Source organism: Vibrio sp. 10N.261.55.A10, from assembly GCF_041470825.1.
Lineage (GTDB): Bacteria > Pseudomonadota > Gammaproteobacteria > Enterobacterales > Vibrionaceae > Vibrio > Vibrio crassostreae_C.
Genome location: NZ_JBFRNC010000046.1, coordinates 11,788 through 23,914 on the forward strand (window position 1 = coordinate 11,788; position 12,127 = coordinate 23,914).

Below are 12,127 nucleotides of genomic sequence, written 5' to 3' on the forward strand. Positions count from 1 at the left end.
TTAGCTGTCCTTGCTTAATGTAGTGTTCGAATTCAGTGCTTTACTAGAGTTTAAGGCCTTATCGAGTTGCTGCTTTACCATATCGAGTGTGATGTCTTTCATCAGATCATCGCCTTTAGCACGGGTTCCCCATGGAAGGTCTGCGACTGGTTTACCTTGTTGTGCTTCTACGTGCTGTTGATAAACACTCACTACGATATCGAGATCGTTGTAAGGTCCTGTTCTACGAGGATCGCTGTGCGCGTACAAGCCGATTACAGGCGTTGACTGCGTAGTTGCCAAGTGGGCTGGGCCAGTATCAGGTGCCAATACCACCGTTGCATGTTTCAGTACGGCAGTCAGTTGCTTCAAGTTCGTTTTGCCAATCAAGTTGGTTACTGGCGACTGGCATAATTTTTCGATGTCGCTACCAAGGTTAACTTCTCTTGGTGCCGGAGAACCACATAACACCACTTGCATGCCTTGTTCGACAGCATAATCAGCAATAGCTGCATATCGCTCAGTTAACCAATTGCGTGAATCTTTGCTTGCAGCTGGGGAGATAACTAAGGTCGGCTTGTCTGCCATGGTGCTAATTGCGAGTTGTTCATCTTCAGGTGTTAAAGGGATATCCCATTGAGGCTTATCGAAGGGGGCACCAATGTAGCGAGCAAATTCGGCAAAGTTATCCAACACATGAAACTTATCTGAAATAGGTAGATGGTGGTTGGTAAAGAGTGACTGCATTTCACGAGTACGGTTTTTGCCAAATCCCACTTTGCACTTCGCCTTTATTCCCCAAGATAGCACGCTGGCTCTGAGTGCGGCTTGCATATGCAGAAGTGCATCAAATTTACGATCAGATAGCTGACGCCATAATTCACGCATTCCTTTGAAGCCTTGTTTCTTATCGAAAACAATCACCTCAATACCGGGTAGATCGCCGATCAGCATGGCTTCTATTTTCCCGGTTATCCACGTGATTTTCGTTTCAGGCCACTGCTTCTGGATGGCTTGAACCACAGAAATAGCATGACAAACATCACCTATTGCGGATAGACGAAGTATGCAAAGAGATTGAGGTGCAGTTGAGAACAGTGACATAAAGAGTCCGAAAAAGTGAATAACATCAGAATTATGCAGATACTCGCATTAGTTGTAAAATAGCAATGATGAAAAGCGACCCAAAGGCCTCATAGATGGAAACGATTAGCACCAAGAACCAAACAATTTGGTACGACCCTGAACTTTTGGCTCAGGTACCAGAGGGCGATATCGCTCAGATTTTTGAGGCTGAATATTGGCAGCAACAAGACGCCATTTCAGGCAGTGCTCAAGGACGCGGTACCACATGGTTCATTCAGCTTGATGGAATACAGGCCGCATTGCGCCATTATCGCCGTGGCGGATTGTTTGGGAAGCTAGTCGAAGACCAATATCGTTTCTCTGATTGGGAGAGTACTCGCTGCGCTATGGAGCTTAATGTCCTAAAGATATTGGCAAACGCAGGTGTGAATGTACCGAAGCCCATTGCTGCTAGAGCCATTAAAAGCGGACTACTTTATCGAGCGGACTTAATGTCTGAACGAATTCCCAATGCCAAAGATCTGGTTGATGTCTTGGTCAATGGCCCGATAGATGCGGATGTTTATCGTCGAATTGGCCAAGAGGTACGCAAGATGCACGATGCTGGGGTTAATCATACCGATCTCAACATTCATAATATCCTGCTTGATGACTCGCAAAGGGTGTGGATTATTGACTTTGATAAGTGTGGTCAGCAAGCGGGTGATGACTGGAAAGAAGGCAACTTGAATCGCTTAAAGCGCTCGTTCTTAAAAGAAGTGAACAAGCGCCAGATTCAATGGCAAGAGTCGGATTGGGAGCCTCTTTTAACAGGCTACCAAGGCTAACGAAATCGAATGGTTTTAGGGCGTGTTGACCTTTTGCGGTTAAATTTTGTTCGGATAGGGGCGCCTAGTCAAAAGCGTTTTAATCGCGGCGAGGGGGAAGTAGCCTAGTCATTCTAAGCAAATCTCCCTCAACAAAGAGTAAAGCGCTTTTTGCGGGGGCGCCCAGCTCGAACCCTTCGGGCAGCGTTTGCTGGTCATTTCTACTACGTTATCGGCTTATCATGTAGGCTAGCTACACATCAAAGCCTCTGCCTTGTATAAATACCCAGCAACTCGCTGTAAAAATCAGCTCAAAAGAACAACATGCCCTAGTCAATAATGTATTGTAAGGTGTTATCCAACGCCCCTCGATTCTGCTCAACCACTTGATAAGCCGCTAAGCCTTTATCTTTACGTAAGTTAGGTTGTGTGAACAGCTCTTTGAGTTGACCTGCAATTTCATTGCTGTTTTGGCAAATAGTGACAGCTTGAGCTTCAAGCAGTTTGTCGGTGATCTCGCTAAAATTAAAGTAGCTAGGGCCATTCAGTAAGGGTAGCTGTAAAGCTGCTGGTTCTAGCAGATTATGCCCTCCCACTTTATCTCCAATAAGACTTCCGCCCATAAAACAGGCATCAGCGCCGCCGAGTAGTACCAACATTTCGCCCATGGTATCAGCTATATAGACTTCAACATCAGATGTTAATGCTTGCTGACTCGTTCGAGTGACGGTGTTGAAGCCGTGCTGCTTAGCGAGCTCTGTCACTTGGTTGAATCGCTCGGGGTGTCGAGGCACGATGATCAGTAGCGCATTCGGATTGTCTTTTAGAAGTTGCTTATGAGCATCTAAAACAATGTCGTCTTCACCTTGGTGAGTACTAGCCGCAATCCAGACATGGCGATCCAAACTTATCTGCTTCCTCAATGCTTTGCCTTTATTAACTTGGTCAGTAGAGACTTCAATATCAAACTTGATTGAGCCCGTCACATGCACAGATGCTTTATCTAGGCCTAGTCTAACAAAACGCTCCGCATCACTAGGGTACTGGCAGAGTACCTGAGATAGTTTTTTAGCTAGAAGGTTAAATACAGGCTGGAATTTGGCGTAGCGCTGGCATGAACGTTCAGATAGACGAGCGTTGAGTACTGAAATAGGAATCCCAGCTTTCGCGACGAAATGTAACGTGTTTGGCCAAAGCTCTGTTTCCATAATCAACATTTGCTTTGGTTTTACTGATTTAAGGAAGCCTCGCACACACCAAGAAAAATCAATCGGCATGTAGCGATGCTCGACCAAACCACCAAGTTTGTCTATTTGCTCTGCTCCTGTGCTGGTTGTCGTGGTAACAATGATGGCTTGATTTGGGTTTCGCTGCTTCAATTGCTTGATAATAGGTATCGCAGCAATAGATTCACCTACCGACACCGCATGAATCCAGATCGGACTTTTACCTTCAATCTTCGGTGTAATACCGAAATGCTCTTTCCAGCGCTTACCGAAACTTGGTTTGCCGGGTTTGCTCTTATAAAGCCCATAGAGGAGCAGTGGAGAGGCCAATGACAATATAAGAGTGTATATAAGTCGTATAAGCATAAGAACAGTGACACCAGAGGGTAAAATCAGTAATCAGAAGAGTATTTTCTTCAATCTCGAAAGTAAAGAGCGTTATAATTAAATGCTTAGTGACACTTTCAAACGGAAATGGTGAACTCTATCTCATCGCTTATTCAAACCGATCAATCCTATCGTTTTTTGCTCTATGTCGAGCAAAACTACTCATTTGCTATCCTTCGTCCATTTTATAACTACGCGAAGCAACTTGGCCATGACGTAAAGTGGTTGCTCGTTGGTGAGGATGCTTCTGAACATCTCTTATTAGAGCAAGAGCAGCGCGTGTCTTTGACAGAAGCTGTCGCCTATAACCCTTCTGCTGTTTTAGTACCCGGTGATCGCGTTCCTGCTTTTATCCCAGGTTTGAAGGTACAAGTGTTTCACGGTTTAAATGAGAGTAAACGAGGGAACTTATATCCTGAGCGTGGTCTATTTGACTTGTATTGCACAGAAGGTCATGAAAGAACCAACTCGTTGGAACCGTTAGCTAAGCAGCGTGGCTATTTTCAAGTCAAAGAGACCGGATGGTTGAAGCTAGATAGTTTATTAAATTACCAAGCTAGTGATAGTCATTTTGATAGGCATCAAATTCTATTCGCTTCCACTTTTTCGCCAAGTTTATCCTGTGCTGAATTGGTTTATGAAGAACTTAAGCGCCTAAGCAAACTGAGCCAGTGGCAGTGGCTAGTGACATTGCATCCTAAAATGAAGCAAGAGACACGAGAAAAATACCAGGCGTTGGAAGGCGATAACCTTCTGTTCTTCGACAATGATCGAGTGATTGAAATGCAGCACCGTGCTGATGTGATGGTGTGTGACAACTCATCGATATTTCAGGAATTCTTGTTGCTCAATAAGCCTGTTGTCACGGTAAATAATCGAGACCCTCAAGCAAGCTTTATTAACATTACTCAAGCCGAGCAATTAGAGTCAGCAATTCAACAAGCTATGCTGCCTGATGAAACAAGAGATAAAGCCATTGCTAATTATGGTCCGTCAATAACGCCATATTTGGACGGTCAATCCTCAGCGAGAGTTCTGAGTGCTATTACGGATGTGCTAGAAAGCGGTTGGCAGGATAAAAAACCAAAAAATTGGATTCGTAACTTTAAAATCCGTAAATCATTAAACTATTGGAAATTCTAGGGCTGAATAATGAGAAAACATACCCTGTCTGTCATTGTTATTACCAAGAATGAAGAAGACCGAATTGAAACTTGCCTAAAATCTGTGGTTGATATTGCCGATGAGCTAATTGTGTTAGACAGCGGATCAACGGACGCAACCGTTGAGATATGCCAAAAATATACAGATAACGTGACAATCACAGATTGGCCTGGCTTTGGTAAGCAAAAACAGCGAGCGCTAGATAAAGCGACATGTGATTGGGTGCTATCAATTGATGCTGACGAAGCTCTCGATAAAGAGATGAGCGACGCTCTTGTTGAACTATTAAAACAAGATCAAATCAAACACACTGCTTATAAACTTCCTTGGGGAGTGACTCTTTATGGCACGACTCTAAAACATGGCCGCAGTGCTCGTGCAGTATTAAGACTGTTTAAGAGAGAAGGCTCTCGATATACGTTAGACGAGGTTCACGAGACCGTCGTTCCGGAGCAAGGCTCTACAGGGATATTGAAGGGATTTCTTCTTCATTACACCCATCGTGACTATGGCCACGGCCTAGATAAAGCAGCGCAGTACGCCTGGCTCGGCTCGCAAAAGTACCATCGTAAAGGCAAGAAATCACACGGCTTATTCCTTGCTCTACTTCGAGCGATGTGGACGTTTTTCCTTGTGTACATTATCCGTCGTGGCTTTATGGATGGTAGTGTCGGTTTCATTATGGCTATGACTTACGCTCAGGTGAATTTCAATAAATATGTCGGCTTGTGGATTCTTGAAAATCGCTCAGAAGACCGTTCAACAGACCAAGCTAAATAGGGACCGATAGATGAAGATTTTAGTTTGTGCATCTTACTTACATGCATGGAATAGTTTGCGTCCAGAAGCTGCGATTTTTATCGAACTAGCTCGTCAAGGGCATCAAGTGACGATAATGACTCAGGGAGAATCTGAGCACGTATCGAAGCTAGAAGAGCATGGTATCCGAGTAGTAGATGGCTATCCGAAACGTAAAATTTGTTTTGACACCATTAAAAAGATTCGCCACGAGCTGAAAACTCATGATTACGACATCTGCTATGCTTTTAACTCAAAGACGATACCTAATGCGGCGTTTGCGTGTATTGGTTTCAACGTTAAATTAGTCGTTTATCGAGGCACTACTGGCGGGTTATATCGACATGACCCTAGTGCTTATTTAACTCAACTTCACCCTCGTGTAGATGGCATAGTCTGTGTTTCAGAAGCGGTGCGACAAGATGTGGTGAAGCGCGTTTGGAAGAACAAAGATAACGTTGTTACCATATACAAAGGGCATGAATTGGATTGGTATAAAGTACCACCAACTGAGCGCTCTGAGTTTGGATTGAATGAAGATGATGTAGTCGCGATTACTGCAGCGCATGTAAGGCCAAGTAAGGGTATTTCTGTTTTACTTGAGGCGACCAAATACATTACAGCACCGAACTTCCACTTAATCTTAGCGGGTAGTGGCTATGAGCCTCACTTTGATGAGATGAAAGCGAGCCCTATGAGTGAGCGAATTCACTACATCGGCCATCGTACTGACATCCCTTCAATTATGTGTATGGCAGATTTTCAAGTTCAGCCATCGATCAGCGGAGAAGGGCTACCGCGTACCATTGTTGAAGCAATGGCAAATGGCACAACTTCTGTTGTTACTACCACAGGTGGAGCTCCTGAACTCGTTGTAGATGGCGAAACGGGTTATATCGTCCCTACGGGTGACGCAAAAGCTTTGGGTGAGGCAATGGACAAACTCGCGCGCGATAAAGATAAGTGCACAGCTATGAGTGAAGCAGCCAAAGAGCGCTTAGATGAAAGCTTTAGTTCACGAGTAACAGTGAAGAAGCACCTGGAGTTTTTTGAGAAGTTGCTAGCCAGCTAAAGTAGCTAGATATCAATTTGGAATTCAAGTACCTAAGTTTAAAACTTAGATAAATAGAAATATATTAGAGTAGTTGAGTATGCTAAATAACAAGACAGTATTAATTACAGGTGGCACAGGGTCGTTTGGTAAGCAATTTATCAAAACAATTCTGGAACGATACCAAGACGTAAAGAAGATCATTATCTTTTCTCGTGATGAATTGAAGCAGTTTGAAATCAAGCAGCAATATCCTCACAAGGATTTTCCACAATTACGCTTCTTTATTGGCGATGTTCGTGATCGTAACCGTATGATTCAAGCGTGTGAAGATGTTGATGTTATTATCCACGCCGCTGCGATCAAACAAGTTGACACTGCTGAGTACAACCCAACTGAATGTATTCGCACCAATATTGATGGCGCAGAGAATGTGATTAGTGCGGCTCTTGCGTGTGGTGTGAAAGATGTCGTTGCCCTCTCGACCGATAAGGCATGTGCACCAATTAACTTATATGGTGCGACAAAGCTTGCTTCAGATAAGCTATTTGCTGCTGCAAATAATATTAAAGGTTCAAAAGACATTCGTTTTAGTGTCGTACGTTACGGCAATGTGATGGGCTCTCGTGGTTCGGTTATCCCATTCTTTATGCAGAAAAAAGAAGAAGGTTTACTGCCAATTACGCATGAAGAAATGACACGTTTTAACATTTCTCTACAAGATGGCGTGAACATGGTTATGTACGCTCTAGAGCACCATTTAGGTGGGGAAATCTTTATCCCTAAGATCCCATCTTATAAGATTCTAGATATCGCTGAAGCTGTTGCTCCAGGCGTGCCTACTAAAATTGTAGGTATTCGCCCTGGTGAAAAGCTACATGAAGAAATGATCACAGATACTGATTCACTAAATACCATTGATTTAGGTCGTTACTACGCGATTTTACCTTCAGTATCATTCACTTATACAGAATCTGAATACATGGAACACCATAAAGCAGAGAAAGTACCTTTTGGTTTCAAATATAACTCAGGCACGAATGCTGAGTGGGAAACCATTGAAGGTCTGCGAGACCTAATTAAAGAACATGTTGATCCTAAATTTACAGTGTGAGTAAAACAGTGATTCCATACGGCAAGCAAGATATCACTCAGCAAGACATCGATAGTGTAGTTGATGTCCTTAAGTCTGATTTTTTAACGCAAGGTCCGCAAGTACCTGCGTTTGAAAAAGCGCTAACAGAACATACTGGATCTCAGTATGCGTTAGCTGTAAATAGTGCAACATCCGCTCTGCATATTGCTTGCCTAGCTTTAGGCTTAGGCGAGGGTGACTGGTTGTGGACAACGCCAGTCACTTTTGTAGCATCTGCAAACTGTGGTCTTTACTGTGGTGCTAAAGTTGATTTCGTTGATATTGATTCTGCGACTTACAATATGTGCCCTGAAAAGTTAGAGCAAAAGCTAATTACCGCTAAAGCTAACGGAACCTTACCTAAGGTAGTCGTTCCTGTTCACTTATGCGGTCAACCTTGCGATATGGAATCCATTGCTAAATTAGCTAAAGAGTACGGCTTTAAAGTCATTGAAGATGCTTCTCATGCTATTGGTGGTAAATATCATGCTCAACCAATTGGTAACTGTGAACATTCTGATATTACAGTTTTCAGTTTTCACCCTGTGAAAATTGTGACAACGGCGGAAGGTGGCGCGGCGTTAACCAATCAGAAAGAACTGGCGGATAAAATGGCTCTATTACGTAGTCATGGCATCACTCGTGACTCTGAAATGATGACGGAAGCTTCTCATGGTGGTTGGTACTACCAACAGGTTGATTTAGGTTTCAACTACCGCATGACAGAACTTCAAGCGGCGTTGGGTGTCACGCAAATGCAACGTCTTGATGAATTTGTTGCGGCGCGCCATGTGTTGTCTAAGCGTTATAATCAAATGTTATCTGAATTACCCTTGGTACTTCCTTATCAACTTGAAAACACGTACTCAGGTTTGCATTTATTCGTAATTCGTTTGAAGTTGGATGAGATATCATTAACTCATAAACAAGTGTTTGACGCCCTGCGTGAAAATGGTATCGGTGTTAATTTGCATTACATTCCTGTGCATACTCAGCCATATTACCAAGCTATGGGCTTTACTGAAGGGGAATTCCCTGAGTCAGAACGTTACTATCAAGAAGCCATCTCACTGCCAATGTTCCACGGTATGACGGAAGAACAGCAAAATACCGTTGTTCGTGTAGTAACTGACATTTTGACAGGTAAATAATGAACGTTGCTATTATTCCTGCACGTGGTGGCAGCAAGCGTATTCCTCGTAAAAATATAAAGCACTTTCATGGCAAACCTATGATCGCTTACTCAATCGAGGCTGCACTTGCTTCGGATTGTTTTGATAAGGTTATTGTCTCTACTGATGATGCTGAGATAGCCGAGGTAGCGATAAAGTATGGTGCTGAAGTACCATTTTTACGGCCTTCAAATATCTCCGATGACTATGCTACCACTATGGATGTGATACACCATGCAATAACTTGGTGCGCTAATAATGGCTGGGATATTGGTGATGTTTGTTGTTTGTACGCCACTGCTCCGTTTGTTTTACCTGAAGATCTTCAGAAAGGCTACGAGCTACTTAGAGGAAATAGTGTGCAATTTACATTTAGTGCCACATCGTTTCCTTTTCCGATTCAGCGTGCGATTAAGCTTGATGAGCAAGGCTCTGTTTCGATGTTTTCGCCTGAAAACGAACAGGTAAGATCACAAGACTTGGAAGAAGCGTATCACGATGCTGGCCAGTTTTATTGGGGTCGTAAAGATGCTTTCCTGAATAAACTATCGGTGTTTTCCAGCCACTCTAAGGCCGTGATCTTGCCGAGAAAACGCGTTCAAGATATTGATACCCAAGAAGACTGGGAACTGGCTGAATCTCTTTTTTCAGCATTGAGGTTAGGATAAATAATGAAGGTTACCTTCCGAGTGGATGCGTCACTATTTATCGGTAGTGGCCACGTCATGCGCTGTTTGGTGCTTGCTGATATATTAAAAAACAAAGGTTTTTCTGTATGCTTTGCTTGTCTGCCTCAGCCAGGGGACATGATTACATATATCCGTGATAGAGGCTTTGACGTATTAGAGCTGACTCCCTCTTGTCTACAAATGACTCCCTCCCATAGTGCTGATTATAAAGCTTGGCTTCAACGTAGCGTTGAAGAAGATGCAAATGACTTTCTATCTAAAGTTGATTCTTCCGAGTGGGTGATTGTGGATCACTATGCGCTGGACCATGAATGGGAAAGTATCATTATAGGTAAGCTGTCATGCGCTATTTTATCGATTGATGACCTTAACCGTGAACACTGTAGTGATATTATTCTCGACCAAAACCTATGGCCGAACATTTCAAAAAGATATTCGGATTGTTCTGCTACCAAGCTCCTTGGTCCTGAATATGCTCTTTTAAGAGAGAGCTTTTCAACATTGCGGGATTCGCCTCGAGATTCAATATCCAATCAACTCTTAGTCTTTTTTGGTGGAACAGATCCTACAAATGAGTGCGAGAAATTTATTCTTGCAGCAAATGAGTTTAAGAGGCTCCCGTTTAATACTATTTTGATCACGGGGAGAATCAACCCTCGTTTTGATGCTTTGATAAAGCTTAATCAAAAGAGCAATGTTTCTATATACAAAAATTTAGAGAGTTTTGATTTATCTTTAAGTAATAGTAAATATGCAATTGGCGCTTCAGGAGTAAGTAACTGGGAGCGTTTTTGTCTCAGGGTTCCAGCCTCGATAGTTTCTGTAGCGGAGAATCAAGTAATACTTTCAAATTACTTGTCAGATTTAGGGTTTGTTGAATACTTAGGTGAAGGTATAACGACGAGTACCGATACTTATGCACTTGAGCTAGCGCGTTTATGTGAAAGGTGGGATGACATCAAACCTTTTAGTGATTTTGAAGTTGATGGCTTCGGTGCGAATAAGGTCGTTCAAACAATGGAGAGCTTTTGTCGTGAAACAAAGAGTGATTAAATTTAGGCAACTTGAAGAAAGTGATTTAGAAGAAATTCTCGCTTGGAGAAACTCTCCAGATGTTAGAAAAAATATGTACACCTCTCATGAAATCACTATGGACGAGCACAAGTCATGGTTTTCTAGCATGTGTAAGGATAGTTCAAAAGAATATTTTCTAGCAGAGTTAAATGGAGAGCCAGCAGGTGTTGTTGGATTTACTGATATAAATAGAATTCCTGGAATTGCTTCGTGGGCATTCTATGCCTCGCCTAATGCGGTAAGGGGTACAGGATCTTTGATGGAATATCGAGCGCTAGAGCATGCATTTACTGAATTAGATTTGCACAAATTACGCTGTGAGGTTTTAGGTTTTAATCAACCGGTGGTGAAGTTACATTCCAAATTTGGCTTTAAAGTTGAAGGTACTCATCGAGATGCTTTCTTCAATGGGACTGAATATCACGATGTAGTACATTTGGGTATCTTTTCACATGAGTGGAAAGGTATTAGAAACCTTATGAAAGATAAATTGAGAGTATACGAAGAGAATGAATAAAAACATATACATCGATAATCGAGAAATTGGTCCTAATTGTCCTCCATATATTATTGCTGAACTTTCTGCTAACCATAATGGTGATATAAACCGTGCCTTTCAGATTATGGAAGAAGCAAAAAAAGCAGGTGCTGATGCGATTAAACTTCAAACCTATACCCATGAAACAATCACTATGGATAGTGACTCGGAAGAGTTTCAAATTCATGGCGGCTTATGGGATGGCCAAACTCTGTATGAGTTGTATAAAGAAGCGCATATGCCTTGGGAATGGCATAAACCTTTGTTTGAAAAAGCAAAAGAGTTAGGTATTACAATCTTTAGCTCACCTTTTGACTTTACAGCTGTAGACCTATTAGAAGAACTTGATGCACCTGCTTACAAAATTGCGTCTTTCGAAGTGGTTGATTTACCCTTGATTAAGCGTGTTGCTCAAACGGGTAAGCCGATGATCATTTCGACGGGGATGGCTAATGAGGAAGAAATTGCAGACGCAGTAAAAACAGCAAGAGACAATGGGTGTACTGAATTAGTTGTACTGCACTGTGTAAGTGGGTATCCAGCACCAGCTGAACAATACAATTTAAAAACTATTGCCGATATAGCACAACGATTCGAAGTATTGTCAGGCCTTTCTGATCACACTATCGACAATGCTACCGCAGTTGCTTCGGTTACTCTAGGTGCATGTTTGATTGAAAAACATGTCACAATGGATCGTAACGGGGGCGGTGCCGATGATAGTTTTTCTCTTGAGCCTCATGAGTTAGCGGCATTATGTAAAGATGCGAAAACAGCTTGGCAAGCTATGGGGAAAGTCAATTACGAGCGAACAGATGCGGAAAAGGGAAATGTTAAGTTTCGTCGCTCTTTATATGTGGTAAAAGACATAGCGGAAGGTGAATTGCTGACCCCCGAAAACATTCGGAGTATTAGGCCTGGTTTTGGCTTGCCACCAAAATACTATGAAGAGGTTCTAGGGAAAAAAGCTCTAACTAAGATAAATTCAGGAACTCCTTTATCCTTGAATTTATTTATATAGT

The 12,127-nt window shown here is 42.5% G+C and carries 12 protein-coding genes; 10 read left to right on the forward strand and 2 right to left on the reverse strand.

What is annotated here, in order from left to right:
• On the reverse strand, nt 1–1,083 hold the full coding sequence (locus AB4274_RS14705; protein ID WP_372112425.1) for a glycosyltransferase family 9 protein: 1,083 nt from the start codon (nt 1,081–1,083) through the stop codon (nt 1–3).
• A gap of 95 nt (nt 1,084–1,178) precedes the next feature.
• Here AB4274_RS14705 and AB4274_RS14710 point away from each other — a divergent pair, with 95 nt between their 5' ends.
• Nucleotides 1,179–1,892 carry a 3-deoxy-D-manno-octulosonic acid kinase gene (locus AB4274_RS14710; protein WP_372112427.1) on the forward strand — a complete coding sequence of 238 codons (714 nt, stop codon included), beginning with the start codon at nt 1,179–1,181 and terminating at the stop codon, nt 1,890–1,892.
• A gap of 308 nt (nt 1,893–2,200) precedes the next feature.
• Here the strand turns inward: AB4274_RS14710 and waaA are convergent, their stop codons facing one another.
• Nucleotides 2,201–3,463, reverse strand: coding sequence for a lipid IV(A) 3-deoxy-D-manno-octulosonic acid transferase (gene waaA / locus AB4274_RS14715; RefSeq protein WP_372112429.1), 1,263 nt, complete (start codon nt 3,461–3,463; stop codon nt 2,201–2,203).
• Between the two features lie 132 nt (nt 3,464–3,595).
• On the opposite strand from waaA, the gene AB4274_RS14720 reads away from it, so the two are divergent.
• The 9 genes from AB4274_RS14720 (at nt 3,596) to pseI (ending at nt 12,126) form a co-directional block, all read left to right on the forward strand.
• Nucleotides 3,596–4,627, forward strand: a complete 1,032-nt coding sequence (locus AB4274_RS14720) for a UDP-N-acetylglucosamine 2-epimerase (protein ID WP_372112521.1) — start codon at nt 3,596–3,598, stop codon at nt 4,625–4,627.
• A 9-nt stretch (nt 4,628–4,636) separates the two neighbouring features.
• The gene (locus AB4274_RS14725; protein WP_017069246.1) at nt 4,637–5,428 is read left to right on the forward strand and encodes a glycosyltransferase family 2 protein; all 792 of its coding nucleotides are present in this window, start codon (nt 4,637–4,639) and stop codon (nt 5,426–5,428) included.
• 10 nt (nt 5,429–5,438) lie between these two features.
• Entirely contained in the window at nt 5,439–6,518 is a 1,080-nt protein-coding gene (locus AB4274_RS14730; RefSeq protein ID WP_017069247.1) for a glycosyltransferase family 4 protein, read from the forward strand.
• 79 nt (nt 6,519–6,597) lie between these two features.
• Nucleotides 6,598–7,611: a UDP-N-acetylglucosamine 4,6-dehydratase (inverting) gene (pseB, locus tag AB4274_RS14735; protein ID WP_372112431.1), complete on the forward strand. Its 1,014-nt coding sequence runs from the start codon at nt 6,598–6,600 to the stop codon at nt 7,609–7,611.
• Nucleotides 7,608–8,783 carry a UDP-4-amino-4,6-dideoxy-N-acetyl-beta-L-altrosamine transaminase gene (gene pseC, locus AB4274_RS14740; RefSeq protein ID WP_372112433.1) on the forward strand — a complete coding sequence of 392 codons (1,176 nt, stop codon included), beginning with the start codon at nt 7,608–7,610 and terminating at the stop codon, nt 8,781–8,783. The genes pseB and pseC overlap by 4 nt, the downstream gene beginning before the upstream one ends.
• Nucleotides 8,783–9,472: a pseudaminic acid cytidylyltransferase gene (gene pseF / locus AB4274_RS14745; RefSeq protein WP_017069250.1), complete on the forward strand. Its 690-nt coding sequence runs from the start codon at nt 8,783–8,785 to the stop codon at nt 9,470–9,472. The genes pseC and pseF overlap by 1 nt, the downstream gene beginning before the upstream one ends.
• 3 nt (nt 9,473–9,475) lie before the next feature.
• Nucleotides 9,476–10,546: a UDP-2,4-diacetamido-2,4,6-trideoxy-beta-L-altropyranose hydrolase gene (gene pseG, locus AB4274_RS14750; RefSeq protein WP_017069251.1), complete on the forward strand. Its 1,071-nt coding sequence runs from the start codon at nt 9,476–9,478 to the stop codon at nt 10,544–10,546.
• Entirely contained in the window at nt 10,527–11,084 is a 558-nt protein-coding gene (gene pseH / locus AB4274_RS14755; protein ID WP_371714001.1) for a UDP-4-amino-4,6-dideoxy-N-acetyl-beta-L-altrosamine N-acetyltransferase, read from the forward strand. Before pseG ends, pseH begins: the two co-directional genes overlap by 20 nt.
• A complete protein-coding gene (gene pseI, locus AB4274_RS14760) occupies nt 11,077–12,126 on the forward strand; it encodes a pseudaminic acid synthase (protein WP_017069253.1) in 1,050 nt (349 codons plus the stop codon). Before pseH ends, pseI begins: the two co-directional genes overlap by 8 nt.
• Nucleotide 12,127 lies beyond the last annotated feature (1 nt).